This window comes from Marivibrio halodurans (assembly GCF_017963645.1).
Taxonomy (GTDB): domain Bacteria; phylum Pseudomonadota; class Alphaproteobacteria; order UBA8366; family Aestuariispiraceae; genus Marivibrio; species Marivibrio halodurans.
The window spans coordinates 320,498-341,071 of the sequence record NZ_JAGMWN010000002.1; the positions used below are offsets into that span (position 1 = coordinate 320,498).

16 protein-coding genes are annotated in these 20,574 nt (G+C 67.2%); 11 read left to right on the forward strand and 5 right to left on the reverse strand.

Features of this window, described 5'->3' with window-relative positions; genetic code table 11:
- Positions 1-2: 2 nt before the first annotated feature.
- A complete protein-coding gene (locus KAJ83_RS05955; protein WP_210681108.1) occupies positions 3-1,325 on the reverse strand; it encodes an aspartate aminotransferase family protein in 1,323 nt (440 codons plus the stop codon).
- Positions 1,326-1,452: 127 nt separating this feature from the next.
- Here KAJ83_RS05955 and KAJ83_RS05960 point away from each other — a divergent pair, with 127 nt between their 5' ends.
- From KAJ83_RS05960 to KAJ83_RS05990, 7 genes are all read left to right on the forward strand, one after another.
- Positions 1,453-2,328 (forward strand): LysR family transcriptional regulator, encoded by an 876-nt coding sequence (locus KAJ83_RS05960; RefSeq protein WP_210681109.1) that lies wholly within the window; start codon positions 1,453-1,455, stop codon positions 2,326-2,328.
- Between the two features lie 151 nt (positions 2,329-2,479).
- Positions 2,480-2,992 (forward strand): sigma-70 family RNA polymerase sigma factor, encoded by a 513-nt coding sequence (locus KAJ83_RS05965; protein ID WP_210681110.1) that lies wholly within the window; start codon positions 2,480-2,482, stop codon positions 2,990-2,992.
- A gap of 173 nt (positions 2,993-3,165) precedes the next feature.
- Entirely contained in the window at positions 3,166-4,194 is a 1,029-nt protein-coding gene (locus KAJ83_RS05970; RefSeq protein WP_210681111.1) for a FecR family protein, read from the forward strand.
- A gap of 207 nt (positions 4,195-4,401) precedes the next feature.
- Positions 4,402-6,909 carry a TonB-dependent siderophore receptor gene (locus tag KAJ83_RS05975; RefSeq protein ID WP_210681112.1) on the forward strand — a complete coding sequence of 836 codons (2,508 nt, stop codon included), beginning with the start codon at positions 4,402-4,404 and terminating at the stop codon, positions 6,907-6,909.
- A gap of 10 nt (positions 6,910-6,919) precedes the next feature.
- Complete coding sequence (locus KAJ83_RS05980) at positions 6,920-7,207, forward strand: DUF3649 domain-containing protein (RefSeq protein ID WP_210681113.1); 288 nt, start codon at positions 6,920-6,922, stop codon at positions 7,205-7,207.
- Positions 7,204-8,787, forward strand: coding sequence for a PepSY-associated TM helix domain-containing protein (locus KAJ83_RS05985; RefSeq protein WP_210681114.1), 1,584 nt, complete (start codon positions 7,204-7,206; stop codon positions 8,785-8,787). The genes KAJ83_RS05980 and KAJ83_RS05985 overlap by 4 nt, the downstream gene beginning before the upstream one ends.
- Complete coding sequence (locus tag KAJ83_RS05990; RefSeq protein ID WP_210681115.1) at positions 8,784-9,056, forward strand: DUF3325 domain-containing protein; 273 nt, start codon at positions 8,784-8,786, stop codon at positions 9,054-9,056. Before KAJ83_RS05985 ends, KAJ83_RS05990 begins: the two co-directional genes overlap by 4 nt.
- A 14-nt stretch (positions 9,057-9,070) precedes the next feature.
- Here KAJ83_RS05990 and KAJ83_RS05995 read toward each other — a convergent pair whose 3' ends face one another.
- The 3 genes from KAJ83_RS05995 to KAJ83_RS06005 form a co-directional block, all read right to left on the reverse strand.
- Complete coding sequence (locus KAJ83_RS05995) at positions 9,071-12,193, reverse strand: efflux RND transporter permease subunit (RefSeq protein ID WP_210681116.1); 3,123 nt, start codon at positions 12,191-12,193, stop codon at positions 9,071-9,073.
- Positions 12,190-13,326, reverse strand: coding sequence for an efflux RND transporter periplasmic adaptor subunit (locus KAJ83_RS06000; RefSeq protein WP_210681117.1), 1,137 nt, complete (start codon positions 13,324-13,326; stop codon positions 12,190-12,192). The genes KAJ83_RS05995 and KAJ83_RS06000 overlap by 4 nt, the downstream gene beginning before the upstream one ends.
- Positions 13,327-13,510: 184 nt before the next feature.
- On the reverse strand, positions 13,511-15,577 hold the full coding sequence (locus KAJ83_RS06005) for an ATP-binding protein (RefSeq protein ID WP_210681118.1): 2,067 nt from the start codon (positions 15,575-15,577) through the stop codon (positions 13,511-13,513).
- A gap of 332 nt (positions 15,578-15,909) precedes the next feature.
- On the opposite strand from KAJ83_RS06005, the gene KAJ83_RS06010 reads away from it, so the two are divergent.
- Positions 15,910-16,434 carry a YqaA family protein gene (locus KAJ83_RS06010; protein WP_210681119.1) on the forward strand — a complete coding sequence of 175 codons (525 nt, stop codon included), beginning with the start codon at positions 15,910-15,912 and terminating at the stop codon, positions 16,432-16,434.
- Positions 16,435-16,475: 41 nt separating this feature from the next.
- Here the strand turns inward: KAJ83_RS06010 and KAJ83_RS06015 are convergent, their stop codons facing one another.
- The gene (locus KAJ83_RS06015; RefSeq protein WP_210681120.1) at positions 16,476-16,775 is read right to left on the reverse strand and encodes a hypothetical protein; all 300 of its coding nucleotides are present in this window, start codon (positions 16,773-16,775) and stop codon (positions 16,476-16,478) included.
- 255 nt (positions 16,776-17,030) lie between these two features.
- Between KAJ83_RS06015 and KAJ83_RS06020 the strand changes: the two genes are divergently transcribed.
- The 3 genes from KAJ83_RS06020 (at position 17,031) to KAJ83_RS06030 (ending at position 20,536) form a co-directional block, all read left to right on the forward strand.
- A complete protein-coding gene (locus KAJ83_RS06020; RefSeq protein ID WP_210681121.1) occupies positions 17,031-18,302 on the forward strand; it encodes an imelysin family protein in 1,272 nt (423 codons plus the stop codon).
- A 191-nt stretch (positions 18,303-18,493) separates the two neighbouring features.
- Positions 18,494-19,012: a hypothetical protein gene (locus KAJ83_RS06025; RefSeq protein ID WP_210681122.1), complete on the forward strand. Its 519-nt coding sequence runs from the start codon at positions 18,494-18,496 to the stop codon at positions 19,010-19,012.
- Positions 19,013-19,144: 132 nt separating this feature from the next.
- Positions 19,145-20,536, forward strand: a complete 1,392-nt coding sequence (locus tag KAJ83_RS06030; RefSeq protein ID WP_343221959.1) for a di-heme oxidoreductase family protein — start codon at positions 19,145-19,147, stop codon at positions 20,534-20,536.
- Positions 20,537-20,574: the final 38 nt, after the last annotated feature.

Sequence of the window (20,574 nt, forward strand, 5' to 3'; positions counted from 1 at the left end):
AGTTAGCTCCGCGCGGCCGCGATCGCGTCGGCCATGATCTCCAAGCCCCGGTCGATCTCCGCGTCGGAGACCGTCAGCGGCGGGGCGATCCGGAAGACGGCGCCCATCGCGGGCAGCTTGACGATATTCATGCTGAGCCCGCGCGCCATGGCCTCCGCGCCCAGCCGCTCACCCATCGCCAGGTCGGGTGCCTTGCCGGCGCGGTCGGTGACGATCTCCAGCCCCAGCATCAGGCCCCGGCCGCGCACATCGCCGATGCAGTCGAAGCGCTGCTGTAGATCCTCCAGCCCCGCGCGCAGCCGGTCGCCGGCGACGCGGGCGCGGGTGATCAGACCTTCCTTCTCCACCACGTCCAGCACGCTCAGCCCGACCGCCGCCGTCAGCGGGTCCGAGACATGGGTGGTATAGAAGAGGAACCCGCGCTCATGCGCCGTTTCCTCGATGTCGGCACGGGTCAGGACGGCGGCCAGCGGCAGGCCCGCGCCCAGCGTCTTGGACAGCGTCAGGATATCCGGCGTCACGCCGTCGCGTTGGAAGGCGAACATATAGCCGGTGCGGCCGATGCCGGTCTGCGCCTCGTCGAGGATCAGCAGCATCCCGCGCTCCTCGCACTTTTGCTTGAGCGCCGCCAGATACCCCTCCGGCAATGGGATGATCCCCCCGGAGGACAGGATCGGCTCGGCGATGAAGGCGGCGAGGTTGCCGGTCGACTGGCTGTCGATCAGGGCGAAGGCGTCGTCCAGTTCCGTCCGCCAATCGAGGCTGCCGTCGGCATGGGTGAAGCGCGGACGATAGGCATTCGGCGCGGGGATCGCGTAGGTCCCCGGCTGGGCCGGGCCGTAGCCGCGCCGCCCGGCGGCATAGGTCGCCGCCGCCGCCGCGCCGGTCATGCCGTGCCAGCTCTTCGAGAAGGCGACGATCTCATGCTTGCCGGTCACGATCTTGGCCAGCCGGATCGCGGCCTCGTTCGACTCCGCCCCGGTGGAGAGCAGCAGCACCTTCTCCAACCCCGGGGCCAGGGTACCCAGCCGCTTCGAAAGGTCGACGACGGGGCGCGAGAGCATGGCGCTCAACAGATGATCAAGCCGTCCCGACTGGTCGCGCAATGTGCGCACGATGGCGGGATGGGAATGGCCCAGGACGGAGCTCATCTGCCCGGAGGTGAAGTCCAGGATCGCCCGGCCGGCCGCGTCATGAACGTAGCTGCCCTCGGCGCGTTCGATGATGCGCGGTTCGAACGGCACGCCGTAACGCAGGACATGGCTGGAGACGTCGGCCCAGAATGCCGGGTCCGCGTTGGCGTCTGCCGGGGTCGTGTCGGGCATGGTCGATCCTTCGTGTCGAGGGTGGCGGCTGCGCGCCGGGAAGACGGTTACCGGTGATTCTATGGCCGGCCGCCTCTTCAGCCAAATTCATAATATGGAAACCCGATATCAACCGATATGATGGGGTATGTCGCTCGACATCCTTCTTCTGCGTAGTTTCGTCGCCGTGTCGCGAACCGGGTCGATCAGCGCGGCCGCGCTTCGGATCGGCCGCACCCAATCGGCCGTCAGCATGCAGATGCAGCGGCTCGAGGAGGCCGTCGGCCGGCCCGTGCTGCATCGCGCCGGCACCGGCGTGCGCTTGACGGCGGCGGGGGAGCGGCTGTTGTCGCATGCCGAACGGATTCTGAGCGCCCATGACGAGGCGATGTCGGACCTCTCGGGCGAGGGGCTGCGAGGGGCGATCAGCTTCGGCTGTCCGGAGGATTACCTGACCGCCTTCCTGCCGGATATTCTCAGGGGATTCAGCGAACGGCATGGCGGCGTGGAGATTGAGGTCGTCTGCGCCCCGACGGTGGATTTGCATGCGCTGCTCCATCGCCGGCGGATCGACGCGGCCTTGATCTCCTTGCCCGCGGGGGAGGGCGGAGGGGAGGACGGGTGTCGCGTCATTCGCCCGGCTTCCTTCGTTTGGGTGGCCGATCGTCCTGCGCCGGCATTGCTCGACAACCCGGTGCTGCCGCTCGCCCTGTCGGCGCCGGAGACGCTGGACCACAGGGCGGCGCGGGATGCGATGATGCGGGCGGGGAGGGCCTATCGCATCGCCTTCGCCAGCAACAGCCTGGCCGGGTTGCTGGCCATCGCGCGCTCCGGCCAGGCAGTTAGCGTCGTCACCCGGTCGGCCGTGCCGGACGATCTGCATGTACTGGGCGCACCGATGCCGGCATTGCCCGATATCGCCATCAGCCTCGCCTATGCCTCGGACCGGCCGCCGGCGATCGTCCGGGCCTTCGGCGATTTCGTGGCGAACGGTCTTCGCCCCGGTGTTCTGCGATATCGATAGGTTGCGGTCCGCGCCATGCGCGCGATTGCAGTTTCATCGGAGGAAGGTTAGAACGCGGATGAGAATCATTATCAACTGAGGCGGCGGTCCCTCGGCTCGGGAGGCCGGACGCGATGCGCGTGCCGCCCGGAACGACGACGAGCGCCCGGCTTTGTCCCAGGATACGGAAATTCTCGCTCTCTATACCGCCCATCGCAGCGCACTCGTGGAGTATGCGAGCGGGATCACGGGCAACCGCGCCCATGCGGAAGATCTGGTGCAGGAGGCATGGGTGCGCATGGACCGGGCGGCGCGCAAGGAGCCGCCGAAGGAACCGCTTCGCTATCTTTATCGGATCGTGCGCAACCTTGCCTTCGACGGTCGGCGGAGCCTGGCGCGCGAACGTCAGGTGATCAGCGGCGAGGATGTCGCGGGCGCGGCCGCGCGGGGGGCGTCGCCGGACCCATCGCCGGAGGCGGTGGCACTTTACAAGGCGGAATTCGAGCGTCTGGTCGCGGCCATGGACGAATTGCCGGAGAGAACGCGGATCGCGCTCGAAATGCACCGGATCGGCGGGTGCAAGTTGCGGGAGATCGCGGCCTTCCTGGACATCTCCCTGCCGATGGCGCATGTGCTTGTCGCGCAAGGGGTTGAGCATTGCAAGCGCCGGCTCGGCTGGTCGTAGGCGATAAAGCGGGGCACGTTCCGCATGCTGCCCGGCACCCCGCCGGTTCCTCAACGGGGCGGGGCGGACTAGAAAAATCGCGCGCCGCAACGTCTGATGGGTAGGGTGACGGCAATCGCGGGGCGCGCGGTGCCCGTCGGTTCGTCCGAACGCGGGAATGACGAGGGAAGGGCATGTCGGATAGCGCCGGTCAAACCCGGGACAAGGCATCGAGGGAGGCCACGGACTGGTTGATCCTGTTGCAGGACGATCCCGAGGATCGCGCGCTTCGTGATCGGTTCGAACAATGGTTGAACGCCGATTCCTTGAATCGCGCGGCCTGGGACGCGACCGCGCGCGCCGCACAAATGATGGCGGTCGCGCCCGCCGTCCATGCAGCCCGATGGCGGCCGGCCGTGGTGACGCCGTCCCGGCCCCGCTATGCGCGAACGGTGCGCGCGGCAAGCCGCTTCCGTTCCGGGGCGCGCTCGCGTTTGCATCGTCGGATCGCGGCCGCGACGGGTGCGGTGGCCGTCGCGGTTTGCCTCGTGCTGCTGGCCGCGCCCGATATCCCCATGCGGATGCGCGCCGACATCGTTACCGCGACGGCGGAGGTGCGGTCGGTCGCGCTGGAGGACGGCACCACCGTCACCCTCGGTCCCGAAAGCGCGATTTCCGTACGCTATGACCCGGACGGCCGGCAGGTCGACCTGCTGGCGGGGGAGGCCTATTTCGATGTCGTTTCCGATCCCGGCCGGCCCTTCCGCGTGGCGGCTGGAACGGTCCGCGCGCGTGTTCTCGGCACGCGGTTCGATGTCTGGCGGGGCGAAGAGGGGACCGCCGTCTCGGTCGCGGAGGGGAGGGTCCGGGTCGAGAATCCGGCCGCCGCGCCGCCCGTCTCCGTCATCCTGACGAAGGGGCGGGCCGCGCGGTTGGATGGCCGGGGGGCGGTGCGGCGGTTCGCGGTCGCACCGGATCAGGTCGCGTCCTGGCGGGACGGACGCCTGATCGCGCAGGACGAGCCGGTGGAGGATGTGATCGACCGGCTGCGCCCCTATCACGACGGCGTCATCCTCGTCGCGGGATCGGCCTTGGCGGATCGGACCGTCACCGGCGTCTACAATCTGGACGACCCGATGTCGGCGCTCTCCGGCATTGCCCGGGCGCACGGGGCGGCCGTCCGGCGGATCACGCCCTGGATCGTGCTGGTTTCGGGGTTCTGAGGACCGTTCTATCCGCCACCCATGCACGTTTCCCTCCATGTTCCGGTCATGGGCGGAGGCATATGGCACGGACGGACCTATTTTTTATTAGAAAAGCTGTTCCACCCGTCGTCGGTCCTTGTGAGGGGGCGGAAATGAGACGCATTCGCAATATTCGCGGATGCGATCCCTCGCCCGGCTTTGGGATGCATGAAACGGAGGGGAACGATGGCGGATAAGGTGGATCGGCGCATGGAAGCCGGCCGGGCAAGGGGGGCGCTCGCGCTCGCGGCGGCTCTGGCGGGAACTGTGGCGACCGGATTGGCAAGCACCACATGGGCGGAAACACCGGGCTCCCGGTCCGGGACGTTTGTCCAGGGCGTCGGCGTCCCCGCCCCGATCTCCTTCGAGCCGGGGGCGCAACTCGCCCAGGCCGAGGGCGAAAACGTGACTTTCGATATCCCCGCCCAGCCGCTGACCAGCGCGCTGGCCGCGTTCGGTCGGCAGTCCGGTCTGCAGGTGACGGTAGATGGCGCGATCGCGCGCGGTCACGACGCGCCGGACGTCCATGGCAGCATGACGGCGGAAGAGGCGTTGCGTCGCCTGATCGCCGGCAGCGGTCTTACCTACCAGCGCGACGGCGGGACGATCGCCCTGCGCCGGCGCGTGGGCGAGAATGGTACCATGCAGCTCGACCCCATCACGGTTGAGGGGCAGGGACATGCGCTCGACCCCGGGCGCACGGAGGATACGGGCTCCTATGCCGGGTCCCAGGTTTCCGTCGGCTCCAAGATGCCGATGTCGATCCGGGAAATCCCGCAATCGGTCAGCGTGGTCACCCGTCAGCGCATGGAGGACGAGGACCTCGTTTCGCTGCAGGACGCGATGGAGCGCACGACCGGCGTTCGCGTGCAATATTGGGATGACGATCGGGCGAGTTTCAGCGCGCGCGGTCATGACGCGTCGCTTCTGCGTGACGGCGTTCCGGTAACGCATATGACGAACTTCACGGCGGCGCCCGATCTCGTCGCCTATGACCGCATCGAGGTTCTGCGCGGCCCGGCGGGTCTGTTCCACGGCGCGGGCGAGGCCGGGGGATCGATCAATCTGGTGCGCAAGCGCGCGCTGGAGGATGCCCGCATCAAGGGGTCGGCCCAGGCCGGGTCCTGGAACAACTATCGCGGCGAGGTCGATGTGACCGGCGCCTTGGTGGAGTCCGGCCGTCTGCGCGGGCGTCTCGCCGGTTCCTATCAGGACAAGGAATCCTTCATCGACATCTACGACCAACAGGAATCGGTGATCTACGGCACGGTGGAAGGTGACCTGACCCCCGCCACCACGCTTTCCGTCGGCGGGATCTATTTCGAGCAGGACAAGCACCAGTTCCAGGGCATTCCGATCGCCTATACGACGGGCGAAATGGTCGAGTTGCCCCGGCATTCGAACCTCGGCCATGACTGGAGCCGCGGCAACGAGTCGGCGAGCGATCTTTTCGTGGAGGTGGAGCACGGTTTCGACAACGGGGTGGACCTGACGCTTTCCGGGCGCCATGTCGAACGCGATCGCGACGGCTTCGTGAGCTACGTCACCTCGGGTATCGATCGCGCGACGGGAACCGTCAGTTCCCAGGCCTGGGAATTCATCGCCGGAAGCGAGGATACCTCGTTCGACGCGAATATCGCGGCGCCGACGCGTTTCTTCGGCCAGCAGCAGGAATTCCTGGTCGGCGCGGACTACACGCTCGCCGATCACCGTTCGCAATGGGGCAGCAGCGCGGCCTTCAGGACCGACGCCTTCGCACCGGATCATCATTTCCCGCTTTCCACCATCCGGGGCTTCAGCTCCGATTGGGAGGAGGATACGGAGCAGATCGGTGCCTATGGTCAAGCGAACATCAAGCCCGGCCTGGACTGGTTGACGTTGGTCGCGGGCGGGCGCTTCACCTGGTGGGACTATGTCAACACGAACAATGCCGCCGGCACGACGACGTCCGACGTGACGGTCAGCGGCGAATTCACGCCGAAGCTGGGGGTGGTCGCGGATGTGACGGAGGAGCTTTCGACCTATGCCTCCTATGCGGCGATCTTCGAGCCGCAGACGAACCTCGACCCTTCCGGCGAGGTGATCGACCCGCGCGAGGGCGAGCAGTTCGAGGTCGGCGTCAAGGGCGAGTTCATGGACGGCCGGTTGCTTGCCCATCTGGCCGCCTATCAGATCGAGGACAAGAACCGCGCGACCCAGATCGACGGTTGCGTCGGCCCGCTCTGCGCCGAGGCGGCCGGGCTGGTCCGCAGCCGGGGTGTCGAGATGGAGGTTAGCGGATCTCCGGCCCCCGGATGGCAGGCCATGGCGGGCTATGCCTACACCTACGCCACCTATGTCGATGATCCGACCAACCAGGGGGAGGTCTTCGCCTCCTATATCCCGAAGCATATGGTCAACCTTTCCGCGACCTACAGCTTCGAGGGCGGCGCCCTGGACGGACTCAGCCTCGGCGGCGGCGGCCGGTTCATGAGTTCCTATTTCGATGTCTCGGGCGGCAATCGCTATACCCAGGATGCCTATGCGTTGTTCGATGCCCGCGTCGGCTATGACCTGACCAAGGAAGTTTCAGCCCAGTTCGCGGTCAAGAACCTCCTGGACGAGGAATATTTCGAACGTCTGGGCGGGGTGAGCCGGAACAATTACTGGGGCACGCCGCGCAGCTACATGCTGACCCTTCGCGGGGAATGGTAAGGAACGCCGGATGCCGGATAGAACCAGGGGGCTTTCGGTCCTCTCACGGGTGGCGGCCGCGGCGCTCGGCGGCTATGCCTGCGCCGCGGCGGTCTCGGTATGGGTCTCCCATATCGTGCCCGCGCCGCGCGTGGAGGGGGTGACGACCGGCCTCCTGATCGGCTTCGCGGTGTTCGTGGGCGCGGTGGTGTGGGTCTTCGCCGCCACCACCGCGCGCCGCGCCTGGGCGGGGGTGCTCTCCGTCACCGTGCTTTTCGCCGTGATGGCGTGGGTCGCCGGACCGGTGCCCGCGCCATGAAGACCGGATTCCGTCAGTCCATGGTCGGGGTCCACACATGGGCCGGGTTGGTTGTCGGCTGGGTGTTGTTCCTCGTCTTCCTGACCGGGACCGCCGGCTATTTCGATGCGGAAATCGACCGTTGGATGCAGCCCGAGCGGCCGCTCCAACGCGAGACGGTCTCGGCGGAGCGGGCGGTCGAGGAGGCCTCCGCGCGTCTGAGCCGCGCCGCGCCCGGCGCGGAGCGTTGGTTCATCGGATTGCCCGGGCCGCGCGATCCGGACATGACGCTGTTCTGGCGTGCCGATCCGTCCGCGGGTGGCGGCACCGGGCGCGTGGAGATCGACCCCACGACGGGCGCGCCGGTCGCGGCCCGCGAAACCGGGGGTGGGCAGTTCCTCTACAAGCTGCATTACCGCCTGCACTACATGCCGGCGGTGCCGGCCTATTGGATCGTCGGCCTGTGCAGCATGCTGATGCTGATCGCCATTATCACCGGCATCATCATCCACAAGCGGATATTCAAGGACTTCTTCACCTTTCGTCCGGGGAAGGGACAGCGCTCCTGGCTCGACGCGCATAATGTCCTGAGCGTTCTGGCACTGCCCTTCCACCTCATGATCACCTATTCGGGATTGATCTTCTTCGCCTATCTCTACATGGCCCCGGTGATCGCCGCGACCTACGGCATGGGGGAGGAGGCGCGGGACGTCTATTTCGACGAGCGCTTCGAGCGCGATTCGATCCCGGCGCGCACCGGTATCCCGGCCGATCTGACCCCCCTAGCCCCCCTCGTCCGGGAGGCGGAGCGGCGGTTGGGGGACGGGATGCTCGGCTATCTCAATATCCACAATCCGGGCGACGCCAATGCCCGGGTCGTCATCGTGGGCGGGCCGGCCACGCCGTCCCGGCAAAGAACCGGGCTGACCTTCGACGGGGTCGACGGCACGCTCCTCACGGTTTCCGCGCCCGATTCCGCGCCGATGACGACCTATCAGACATTGCTCGGCCTGCATGAGGGGCTGTTCGCGGGCCCGATCCTGCGATGGTTCTATTTCCTTTCCGGCGCGCTGGGAACCGCGATGGTCGGGGCGGGGCTGATCCTGTGGACGGTGAAACGCCGCGCGCGGATTGGCGGGACGCCGGGATTCCGACTGGTGGAGCGGTTGAATATCGGAACGATCGCCGGCCTGCCGGTCGCCATTGCCGCCTATTTCTGGGCCAACCGGCTGATCCCGGTGGGGATCGGGGCACGCGCGGCCTGGGAGGCCCATGTGCTCTTCATCGTCTGGGCGGCGATGCTGCTGCATGCCTTCCTTCGGCCCGCGCGGCGGGGGTGGCGGGAGCAGCTCTGGCTCGCCGCGGCCGCGTTCGGTCTGTTGCCGGCGCTCAATGCCGTCACCACCGACCGGCATCTCGGTGTCACCTTGCCGGCCGGCGCGTGGGATCTGGCGGGCGTCGATCTCGTGACGCTGGTCCTCGGGCTTGCCTTCGCGGGTGTCGCCTGGCGGCTTGGGCGCCGCGCGCGACATGAGGTTCGTGCCGGGGGACGGCGGGCTGAATCCGGCTTGCGGGCACGCGGCTCGGAGGCGGCGGAATGACCGGCGGGGCGGCCCTGCTTCCCGCGCTGGCTGGGTTCGGCGTTCTGGCGCTGTCGATGCACCGGCATCATCGCGACCTGGTCGGACACGCGCCGTCCCGGCGGCGGATGCTCAGATTGCGATGCGTCGGCGGGGGATTGCTCGCCCTGTCCCTGGCCATGCGGGTGGCGGTGGCGGGCTGGGCCGTGGGGGTGGTCTCCTGGCTCGGTTTCCTGACCGTCGCGGCGTTGCTCGTCGTCTTGACGCTCGCCTGGGCGGCGCGGCGTTAACGCCGCCGGTTTCGTTATTCCGCAGGCCGGGGGCGCGGGGCGGAGAGTTCCTCCTCCAGCAGTTTTTCGGCATGGGAGCGCGGCTTGGTCAGGCCCGCCAGCAGGTCGTAGAGCACCGGCGTCAGGAACAGCGTCAGCACCAGCGCCGATCCGAGGCCGCCGACGACCACCCAGCCGATGGCGATGCGGCTCTCGGCGCCGGCTCCTTCGGCGACGATCAGCGGGATGGCGCCCAGGATGGTCGATATCACCGTCATCACGATCGGCCGGAAGCGCAGGACGGAGGCCTCGATCACGGCATCCCGGACACTCGCCCCCTCGTCCCGGAGCTGGTTCGCGAATTCCACGATCAGGATGCCGTTCTTGGCCATCAAGCCGACCAGCAGGATGATGCCGATCTGGCTGTAGACATTGAGCGAGACATCGGCCAGATACAGCGAATAGAGCGCGCCCGCGATGGCGAGCGGCACGGACAGCATGATGACGAGAGGGTGGACGAAGCTCTCGAACTGAGCCGCGAGCACGAGGAAGACGATCAGCAACGCGATCGCGAAGGTCACGCCGAGCCCGCCGGAGGTCTCCTTGTAGGTCGCGGACTGGCCGGCATAGCCGAGCTTGGCGGTGGCGGGCAGGATGCGCGCGGCGCCTTCCTCCATATAGGTGATCGCCTGGCCGAGCGTGTAGTCGGGCGAGAGCGCCGCCTGGATGGTGACGGAGGGAAGGCGGTTATAGCGCCGCAATTCGGCGGCGGCGGCCGTCTCCTCGGCCGAGACCATCGCGCTCAACGGAACGAGCGTCCCGTCCGCGCCTCCGGAACGCACGAACACGAAATCAAGATCCGAGGGCGTGCGGCGATCGCTTTCCTGTGCCTGGGCGATCACCGGATATTCCCGCCCCCGGTCGACATAGGTCGTGATCTCGCGAGAGGCGAACATGGTCTGAAGCGTGGTGGCGACCGTGTTGGCGCTCACATCCAGATCGTCGGCGCGTGCGCGGTCGAGCGCCAGGTCGAGTTGCGGTTGATTCTCCTCATAGTCGATTTCCGGGTTCAGCAGCCCTTCGTTGAGCCGGGCATGTTCCAGCAGGTCCGTGGCCCAGCCCTTGACCTGGTCGAAGTCCGCGCCGCCGACGACGATCCGCAAGGGGGTCGAGTTGCCGCGCAGTCCGAGGCCCGCCGGGCTCGCCACCGCGGCGCGCGCGCCCGGCAGGCCAAGTGCCGCGGGCTGCACGGCGCGCACGATGTCGGCTTGGGAATCCGTCCGGTCCTCCCACGGCGCGAGGCGCATCACCACGAAGGCGCGATAAGGGCGGGACCCCCAGCCGACCAGGGAATAGAGCGTGGCGATATCGCCGTTCGCGACATAGGGGTCCAGGGCCGACTCGATGATGCGGGCCTGCTCGTCGGTGTAGTCGACGGTCGCGCCCTGCGGGGCGGTGATCGGCACGAAGGCGACGCCACGATCCTCCAGCGGCGCCAACTCGCGCGGCAACTCGTTGAAGATGCCGACGGACCCCGCGACGAACAGGCCGGACAAGGTGAGCACGACGAGCGGCGCCGATATCGCCCGCACGAGGCACGCGCGATAGAGCCGCCCGATCCAGGACCGGGCCATGGCGCTGTCGCCATCCGCCGCCGCGCCGGGATCGCCGCTGCCGGGCGCGCGGCCGGAGAGGATGCGCGAGGCGATCATCGGGCACAGGCTCAAGGCCACGAAGGTGGAAATGACGACGGAGGCGGCCATGACCAGCCCGAACTCGCTGAACAGACGTCCGACCTGCCCGCCGAGGAAGGAGATCGGAATGAAGACAGCGATCAGTGTCGCGGAGGTGGCCAGTACCGCGAAGGTGACCTGACGAGTGCCTCGAACGGCGGCGACCAGCGGCGTCTCCCCCTCGTCGATACGGCGCTTGATGTTCTCCAGCACGACGATCGCGTCATCGACGACCAGCCCGATGGCGAGGAGTAGGGCGAGCAGTGTCAATACATTGATGGAGAAGCCGAAGAGCGCGATCAATGCCATGCAGCCGATCAGGGCGACCGGGATCGTGACCGCGGGCACGAGCGTCGTGCGAAGCGAGCGGAGGAAGAGGAGGATAACGGCGATCACGAGCCCGAGCGAGATCAGGAGCGCCGTCATCACCTCCCGGATCGAGGCGGAGATGAACAGCGCATCGTCGGAGCCGACGATTACCCGCATGCCCGGCGGCAGGGTGGGCTGCAAGGCGTCGATCTCGTCGCGTACCGCCTCCGCGATTTCCATCGTGTTGGCCTGGCTCTGGCGGATCACCTGCAGGCCGACGGCGGGCGTGCCGTTCGATCGGACGATGATCTCGTCGTTCTCGACGCCCTGTTCGACCCGCGCGACGTCCCGCAGACGGATCGGATACCCGTCGACCGTGGTCAGGACGATTTCGCGGAACCCTTCCACCGTGCCGAGCCGCCCGTCGAGGCGGATGTCCAACATCCGCTCGCGCGAGGTGATCTCGCCCGCGGGCAGTTCGACATTGTTGCGACGAATCGCTTCCTCGATATCCGCGACGGTCAGGCCACGCGCCGAGAGCGCGCGCCGGTCGATCCATATGCGGATCGCGTAGCGCCGTTCCCCGCGCATGTCCACGCTGGCCACCCCGTCCAGCGTGGACAGGCGGTCGATCACGAAACGTTCGACATAATCCGTGATCTCCTGTGGCGAATGCCGGTCGGACAGCACGGCGAGCCGCATCACCGGATCGGCATTGCTGTCGTTCTTGACGATGATGGGCTCCTCGACGCTTTCCGGCAGATCGCCCCGGACCCGGCCGACCGCGTCGCGCACGTCGTTCGCGGCCTCGTCGATATTCCGGCCGACCTCGAATTCGATCACCGTCTGGCTGCGGCCGCGACGGCTTTCGGAGGAGATGGTCTTCACGCCTGAGACGCCCGCGACCGAACTTTCGATCAATTCGGTGATGTCGGTATCGACGATCTGGGGCGAGGCGCCGACATAGGTCGTCGTCACCGTGACCACGGCGGAATCCACGTCGGGCAGCTCGCGGATCGGGATGCCCAGGATCGATGCGATACCGGCCGTGACGATCAGGAGGCTGGCGACGATCGCCAGCACGGGCCGGCGAACCGAGATGTCCGAGAGGCTCATGATCCCAGCGCGCCCGATGAGGGGTCGGACGGCGCCGGGGGCGTGTTCGCGGTTCCCTTCGGTTCGAGCGTAAGGGCCGCGCCGTCCCGCGCCTTCTGCACGCCGCGCACGATGACCCGCTCGCCCTTCGAGACGCCGTCCAGAACCTCGACGAAGCCGAAGGCGCGCTGGCCGAGGTCGAGATGGCGTTGCGCGGCGCGCGGGCCGCCGTCCTCGGCCTCCACCGCGACGAAGGCATGGGCGCGGCTTCCGTCGAAGACGACCGCTTCCTCCGGAATCGTCAACGCGTCGCGCCGTTCGACCATGACTGAAAGATGCATGAACATGCCGACGGGCAGGGCGCTGTCCTCGTTGCCGATGACGGCGCGCACCTTGAAGGCGCGCGAGATGGGATCGATCCGGCTGTCCAGTGTCTCGACCCGGCCGGTGAATTCCCGCTCCGTGAAGGCCGCCGCGCGGGCTCTAACCGTCTTGCCTGGCTGGATTCGGCCGAACCACCGCTCGGGCAACGAGAATTCCACCTCGATCGCCGACAGATCGTCGAGGACGGTTACGTGATCGCCGACCTCCACCCGCGCCCCGATCTCGATATCGGTGAAACCGACGATGCCGTCGAACGGGGCGAAGACTGTCCGGTCGCGCAGCCGGCGCTCCGCGCGCTCCAACTGCGCCTTGGCGATGGCGAGTTCGGCGGTCAATTGCTCGACCGTCGCCTCGGCGACGGTATTCGAGCGGCGCAATGCCTGGGCTCGGGCCAGCTTGCCCTCCGCGTCGCGTACGCGCGCGGCCGCCTCGGCGACATCGGCCCGCTCGATGCCGTCATCCAGCTTGAGCAGCATGTCCCCGGACTTGACGGGCGCGCCCGGGACCAGATGAAACTCCGTGACCCGGCCGGCGGCGGCGGGCGTGATCGCGACCGACCGTCTGGCCCGGGTCGATCCGACGGCCTCCAGGAGGATTTCGATCTCCCGCGTCTCGGCGAGCGCGGTCACGACGGCGATGCGGGGGACTGCGCGTATGTCGGTGGCTTGCTCGGTTCGATCGTCCTGGCCGTAGCGCTCCCAGCCGAAATATCCCGCGATGGCGAGCGCGCCGATCAGGACCAGGACGCCCATCTGCTTGAGAAACGACACGAAGCGGTCCTCCCGGCGAGAACGCGGCCCGCATCGGTATGGCGCGGCGCCTTGTCGAAATCGAGGAATCGGATACGCGGATCATTCCTTGCCGACATCCCTTGTACGTCGGGAAGTGCGCGCTGGGCCAGCGCGAAATGCGAGTCCAACGCGTTCTTGCTCGCGATGCGCGCGGTGCGACCCTCTATATCTTTGGAAAGTCGCACCAGAAGGTGCTGCCTTCGCCCACGACGCTCTTGACGCCGATATCGCCGCCCATCCTTTCGACCAGGTTCTTCGCGATCGTCAGGCCGACCCCCGTTCCCTCGCCCGCCAGGAAGGGGTCGCCCTCCAGCCGGCTGAAAACGTCGAAAATCGACCCGTACATCGATTCCGGGATGCCGCGCCCGGTGTCCGAGACGCGGATGCGGACCCGGTCCGGGCGCGTCTCGCCGAGGTCGATGACGACGCGCCCGTCCGGGCGATTATACTTGATGGCGTTGGAAAGGATATTCACCAACACCTGCCGGGCACGAATCGGATCGATCCGGCAGAGGATCTCCCCCTCCTCGTCCAGCCGGTTGACGATCGCCACATTTCGGCTCGCCGCCAGGAAACGCACCTGGGCAAGTGCTTCCTCGACGCACTGTCGCAGCGAGGAAGGCACGGGGGCGATATGGAAGTCGATCTGTTCGGCATGCGTCAGTTCCAGGACGTCGTTGACGAGGGCATAGAGCTGATGCGCCGCCGTTTGGATATCGCTCAACTGCTCGTGCTGCTTGGCGGTGAGCCGATCGTTCGCGGACATCTGCAGAACCTCCGAGAACCCGATGATCGCGTTCAACGGGGTTCGGAACTCGTGGCTCATGCTGGCCAGGAAGACCGACTTCGCCCGGGCCGCCTGTTCGGCCTCCACCTTCGCTTCCAGCAGGGCCTGCTCCATCTCGATTCTGGAGCTGATGTCCTGGCATGTCCCAAAGATCACCGTCCGGCCCGCGGCCTCGCGCGCGATCTCGATATTGGTTTCGACCCAGATCGCCTCGCCCGTCTTTCGCACCAGCCGATAGACCGCGGGGCCCATGGACGTGGCCCCTTCGGCGATACCCCTTTGGATCCATGCCATGATGCGTTCCGCATCGTCGGGGTGATGTATTCCTTCCGCGACGGTCTCGAAGGTGATTTCGTCGTTCTCGTCATACTCCAGAAGACGGCGTAGGCCATTCGACCACTCGACCTCGCCGGTATCGACATTCCAACTGAAGTCACCAAGCCGGGCCAGGCGTTGCGCTTCCTGAAGCTTGCTCGTGCTATGTCGCAAGGCCTTGGTGGCCGAGGCGATTCGCCGGCGCAGCACGACCCCTGAGACGAGGGCGCTTAGGAGAATGACGATCCCGACCGCGGCGAGCGCGCGCAACCAATCGGGGACACGCACCGATGCGGCCTCGAACCATTTTTCGTAAGCGTCGAAATAGGGGGAGTGTGGGTCGGATTGAAGCCGTGCCAGGAGGGAGTCGAACTCATCGACGAGGCTTCGGGGAATATCCGGCGCGAACGCTAGATAAAGCGCGGAGGCGTTGAAGACGAACTGGGCGCGGATCAGGCCGGAATCGGCCTCCATGCGTTCTCCGAACAGGTGGTTCACGATCGCGACGTCCGCGCGTCCGCTGCCGACGGCGGCGAAACTCTCCGCATGGCTCGCGGTGCGCACCGTCTCTATCGTCCAGCCGCCTTCCTGCGAGAATTCCCGTAGCTTGGTTTCCTGGATGCTGTCCGCGAGGATAGCGACCCGCTGACCGTCCAGTTCGGCGAGGCCGCCCACGATGCCGCCTGGGCGGGTATAGAGATAGGACCAGCTATAGAGCGCCGGCGTCTTGCCGAATTGAAAGCGCGCGGCCCTGGCCTCGGAGAACGCGACGTCCGGCATGATGTCGATCCGGCCTTCCTCCAGCCGTTGCAGGCATGTACGCCATTCACAAATCTCGAAGCGGATCGGGTGACCGGCGCGGACCGATAGTTCCCGCATCAGGTCCGGAAAGAAACCGGTGGGATGGTCGGCGTCGTCGACGATGATCTTGGGGGCGTTCCGATAGGCACCGACGACGAGCGGACGGTCGTCCGGCGCGGCGCCGCCCACCGACGGTGGAGCGAGGAGAAGGAGGAGGCAGATCAGGACCGCCCGCGACGCGCGGCCCCCACGCCCCCCAGGCGGCGGCGCGGCGTGATGTGTCCCGCCATGGCGGCCGGGCATATGGAAGCTTCGGGCCATTCCCATGCGACAGACTCTTACCCCCGTTCGTCCCCACGAATCTCGGAGGACCATAGCATGTCCGGGCATGTCCACGATGGATCGATATGGGGGCTCACGCGCGCGGGGCCATCCCCGCGGTCTTCCCCAAGCGTGCCTTGAATTCGGTGGGGAGGCCGCCATCTCTACCAATCCGCGGCCATCCGGCGGGGCTTTCCGGGCGTGGAGCGCCAGGGCCGGTTTAGCCAGGAACGGTTTAGGTTCAAAATGACATACGCGCTCTTTCCTGCCTTCGATCAGTCTCCCCCGAGCGTGATGGAGACCGTGGAGCCGGCCGCGCCTTTGCTCGGAGGACCCGCGTGAGCCGCGCGGGCCGATGGTCGCGTCGTCTCGCCGAGTCGCGGTGGGGCGATTGGGGGGTCGGAATCGCCAGCCTTGCCGAGGCCCTGGCCGTGCCGGTCCCGCTGGAGCTCGCGCTTATCCCCCATATGCTGGCGAACCGGACGCGGGTCTGGCGGTTCGCGACGTTGGCGCTCGCGGGGTGCCTCGTCGGGGCCGCCGTCGGCTATGGCATCGGTTGGCTTTTCTTCGAATCGGTCGGGCGCTGGGCGGTCGAGAGCCTGGGGTGGGCCGAGGACATGGAAACCGTTCGCGGGTGGATGGAATCCTATGGATTCTGGGCCGTCGTCGCCATCGGAGTAACGCCCGTTCCCTTTCAGGCGGCGATGCTGATGGCCGGTCTGACGGGGTATCCCTTCGCGGCCTTCATGCTGGCCGCCGCGCTGGCCCGCGGTCTGCGCTATTACGGCTTGGCCGCCGGGGTTCTATGGCTCGGGCCGAAGCTGGAGGTGGTTGTTCGAAAAGGCACCGGGCGCGATCGGTAGCCCGCCGATTCGAGAGGGGCCGATTCGGGAAGGCGAGAGGGTCAGCGCGGAACCGGCGTCTGATCGATCTGTTCCGTTCGTGCCGGCGCACCCAGCAGGAAGTCGCGCGCGCCGAGGCCGGCGGCCGCGCAGAAGCCCCCGCCGGCAAGCCCGTCGAACGGTGCTTCCGATTGGCGGGCCTGGGAAATCTGGAGCGCGGCGGCGATGAGCGCGCCGGCCAGGAGAAGCGCGCCGAGGGCCCAGAAGGCCGCCGCCTCGACCGATCCACCATGCCCGGCATTCCGGTTCGCGCCGCTTTGGGGGGCGTGTGGGACGACTGTTCGTTCATCCTCGTGCGTCATGTACCCCTCCGGCTTTTCCGGTGCCGTAACCGCCGATGCGGGCGGTTTTCGCCGGGTCACGGCGGCGCCCGATATCCGCGCGGGACGGGCGGAGAATAAGCGTTCGGCGGCTTCGAGACAATCGGGAGCACCGTATGGTCACGGGCATATTTGCAAATGCAAATAATTCTCATTGACAGTTCGGTTCTGATCGGAGACGGTGCGGCCATTCCGATATTCGTTCTGACGAGGACTGACGAGGAGAGGAGAAACCAAATGAGGCAAAGAGCCATCCTGGCGTCCAGCGCCTTCGCCGCGACGCTTGCATTCGGCGCGGCGGCGGCCCCGGTCCAGGCGGCCGAACCGGCGGAGGTCGTGGAGACCTATGCCGATATCGCCCACGCCATGTACGAGGATTCGCTGGACACGGCCAAGGTTCTGCAGGACAGGGTCGATGCGTTGCTGGCGAACCCGAATCCGGCGACGCTCGCGCTGGCCCGCGTGGCCTGGCGCAACGCCCGCGTCCCCTATCAGCAGACCGAGGTCTATCGCTTCGGCAACGTGATCGTCGACGAGTGGGAGGGCAAGGTGAATGCCTGGCCGCTCGACGAAGGGCTGATCGATTATGTCGCGACCGATTCCTACGGCGACATGTCCGATGCCAACCGCTTCTACACCGCCAATGTCATCGCCAACGAAACGCTGGAGATGAGCGGCGAGACGATCGATGCCTCCACCATCGACGCCGACCTAATCCAGAACGAGCTGCATGAGGTCGACGGGGTCGAGGCGAACGTGGCCACCGGCTATCACGCCGTCGAATTCCTGCTCTGGGGCCAGGACCTGAACGGGACCGAACCCGGCGCCGGCAATCGTCCCGCGACGGACTTCGATACCGAGAACTGCACGCACGGCAATTGCGACCGCCGGGGCGCGTATCTGAAGGCCGCGACCGATCTCCTGATCTCCGATCTGGAGTGGATGACCGCCCAGTGGGCCGAGGGCGGCGAGGCCCGCGCGGCCGTCACCGACGATCCGGCCGCCGGTCTCGTCGCGATGGTCACCGGCATGGGCAGCCTCAGCTACGGCGAACTCGCGGGTGAGCGGATGAAGCTCGGCCTCATGCTGCACGACCCGGAGGAGGAGCATGACTGCTTCTCGGATAACACCCACTATTCGCACTATTACGACGTGGTCGGTATCCGGAACGTCTTCCAGGGCCGCTATGTCGGGCCGGACGGCACGGTGACCGAAGGGCCGGGGCTGGCCGACCTCCTGCCGGAGGCGGAGCGCGAGGAACTCGCTCAGGCGATTGACTCGACGGTTGCCCGCATGACCGTCCTGGTCGACGAGGCCATGGCCGGCCGCCCCTATGACGTGTTGCTCGCGCCGGGCAATACGGAGGGGAACGAGAAGATCGACGCGGCCGTCACCGCGTTGTTGACGCAAACCAAGGCGATCGAACGGGCGGCTTCCGCCCTGAAGCTCGACGGGATCGGGATCGAAGGCTCCGATAGCCTCGACAACCCCTCGGCTGTCCTGCAGTAGCCGCTGGGCCCCTAACCCGATCCCCCGAGAGGCGGGTCGGTCGGCGATCCCTCGTCCGCCGCCCGGCCCGCCTCACTCTTTTTCATCCGGCATCCTGCCGTGCGGGGCGTCTCCCGGCCCCCTAACCGCCGGGAGCCACCCCGCCCCTTGATCCTAGCCCGCCGGGGCCCGAACGGAAAGGAAGCCAACCCATGTCGCGGATGATGTCGCCCACCATCCCCGGCTTGCGTGCTAGAGGCGCGGTCGAGCAGTTCACGCTCTGGGCCTTTCGCTCCTGGGTTCAGGGCTTCGACAACCGTCCTTGGAAGCGCGCGGAAATGCGCGAGGGCTTCGCCGCCATCGGCGCGGGCGAGGCCGGAGACCCCTTCGACGAGGCGCTGATGATGCTGGCGGCGTCCACGACGACGGTGCTGGGCGTCAACTGTCCGACTTGCCCGACCGTTACCGAGGATGAGCATGATTTCCTGCTGGTCCTCGCCCATCTTCAGCGCGGCGAGACGAGTCGGGCCGACCGGGTGCTGCGGACCTGGCTGCCACCCGCCGCCGCGCGTCTGTGCACGGGGCGTTTCGCCCAGGCGGCGCGCGCCATGGATGAGGCGGGCTATCGCCTGCCCGTGCGGGCCGAGGCCCTGCGCGCCGTCGATTCGGTCGGATGGGACGGGACGGCCCGCGACCCGGTGCCGCAGGGGGCTTCGCGTACGCTCCATTGACGCATCTCGCCGGGTGCGTCACTCCAGGTGCTCATGCGACACATTCTCAATCCCGGTCGTGTTCACACCCTGATAGGCTTGTGCCTCGCCGCTTGCGGTGGGATGGGCGCGGCCGTTCTTGCGGCCGCGCCCGTGGATCTGCCCCACGCCGCCTTCGAGGCCGGGGAGGACCGGCCAGGCGGCGCGGCCACCAGCGACAAGGCGTTCGATCGCAACGCCTTTTCCCATGCCAGCGCCAACATGCCGTTCGAGAAGGAATTGGACTTCAAGATCGGCAACGGCTTCTTCAAGCGCATCTGGGTGTCGGCGCCGTCCTCGACCCAGGCGGCGGATGGGCTCGGCCCGGTGTTCAACGCCAAGGCCTGTCAGCGCTGTCACTTAAAGGACGGGCGCGGCCATCCGCCGGCCGGCAATTATCCCGAGGACACGGCGGTTTCAATGTTCCTCCGTCTGTCCGTGCCGCCCGCGACGGCGGCGGAACGGCGGCTGATCGAGGAAGGACGCCGGAACGTCATTCCGGAGCCGACCTATGGCGGCCAGCTTCAGGATTTCTCCGTCCAGGGCGTGCCCGCCGAAGGGCGCATGCATATCGAGTACACGGAGCGCACGGTCGCGCTGGCCGATGGGACCGAGGTTTCGCTGCGCGTGCCGCATTACAGCGTCACCGACCTCGGCTACGGCCCGATGCACCCCGACACCATGATCTCCCCGCGTATCGCGCCGCAGATGATCGGCCTCGGCCTGCTGGAACTGGTGCCGGAGGCGGATATCCTCGCCGCCGCCGATCCGGACGATGCCGATGGCGATGGAATCTCCGGCCGGCCGAACCGGGTGTGGAGCCATGTGGAGGGGCGGGTGAAGCTCGGCCGTTTCGGGTGGAAGGCCGGCGCGCCCTCGATCGACGAGCAGACGCAGAGCGCCTTCAACGGCGATATCGGCATTTCCACGCCGCTTTTCCCCGATGCGTACGGCGATTGCACCGACGGCCAGGCCGAATGCCGCGCCGCGCCCAGCGGCGCCAGCCCGCAATATAACGACCTCGAAGCGCATGGCGAGGTGGTCGATCTGGTCACCTTCTATTCGCGCAACCTGGCGGTTCCGGCGCGGCGCGATCCACGCGATCCGACGGTTCTGGCCGGCAAGAAGCTGTTCAATGACGCGGGCTGCGCGGCCTGTCACACGCCCCGGCATGTGACGGCCGCATCCGAGACGCAGCCCTGGCTCGGCGGACAGACGATCTGGCCCTATAGCGACATGTTGCTGCACGATATGGGCGAGGGGCTGGCGGACAACCGGCCGGAAGGCCGGGCCAACGGGCGCGAATGGCGCACGGCCCCCCTATGGGGCATCGGCATGACCGAACGGGTCAACGACCATACGAACTTCCTGCATGACGGGCGGGCACGCAATCTATTGGAGGCGATCCTATGGCATGGCGGCGAGGCGGAAGCGGCACGCGAGCGCGTGCGCATGATGACGCGGGCGGAGCGGGAGGCGCTGATCGCCTTCCTGAATTCCTTGTGAGGCGACGGCGCTTCTGCCTCGCGCTGGCGTCGGTCCCA

What these genes read in the sequence shown, in the direction of transcription:
- KAJ83_RS05955 (WP_210681108.1), bottom strand. Translation starts at nt 1,325, where the DNA reads ATGCCCGACACGACCCCGGCAGACGCCAACGCGGACCCGGCATTCTGG.
- KAJ83_RS05960 (WP_210681109.1), top strand. Translation starts at nt 1,453, where the DNA reads ATGTCGCTCGACATCCTTCTTCTGCGTAGTTTCGTCGCCGTGTCGCGA.
- KAJ83_RS05970 (WP_210681111.1), top strand. Translation starts at nt 3,166, where the DNA reads ATGTCGGATAGCGCCGGTCAAACCCGGGACAAGGCATCGAGGGAGGCC.
- KAJ83_RS05975 (WP_210681112.1), top strand. Translation starts at nt 4,402, where the DNA reads ATGGCGGATAAGGTGGATCGGCGCATGGAAGCCGGCCGGGCAAGGGGG.
- KAJ83_RS05980 (WP_210681113.1), top strand. Translation starts at nt 6,920, where the DNA reads ATGCCGGATAGAACCAGGGGGCTTTCGGTCCTCTCACGGGTGGCGGCC.
- KAJ83_RS05985 (WP_210681114.1), top strand. Translation starts at nt 7,204, where the DNA reads ATGAAGACCGGATTCCGTCAGTCCATGGTCGGGGTCCACACATGGGCC.
- KAJ83_RS05990 (WP_210681115.1), top strand. Translation starts at nt 8,784, where the DNA reads ATGACCGGCGGGGCGGCCCTGCTTCCCGCGCTGGCTGGGTTCGGCGTT.
- KAJ83_RS05995 (WP_210681116.1), bottom strand. Translation starts at nt 12,193, where the DNA reads ATGAGCCTCTCGGACATCTCGGTTCGCCGGCCCGTGCTGGCGATCGTC.
- KAJ83_RS06005 (WP_210681118.1), bottom strand. Translation starts at nt 15,577, where the DNA reads ATGGGAATGGCCCGAAGCTTCCATATGCCCGGCCGCCATGGCGGGACA.
- KAJ83_RS06015 (WP_210681120.1), bottom strand. Translation starts at nt 16,775, where the DNA reads ATGACGCACGAGGATGAACGAACAGTCGTCCCACACGCCCCCCAAAGC.
- KAJ83_RS06020 (WP_210681121.1), top strand. Translation starts at nt 17,031, where the DNA reads ATGAGGCAAAGAGCCATCCTGGCGTCCAGCGCCTTCGCCGCGACGCTT.
- KAJ83_RS06025 (WP_210681122.1), top strand. Translation starts at nt 18,494, where the DNA reads ATGTCGCGGATGATGTCGCCCACCATCCCCGGCTTGCGTGCTAGAGGC.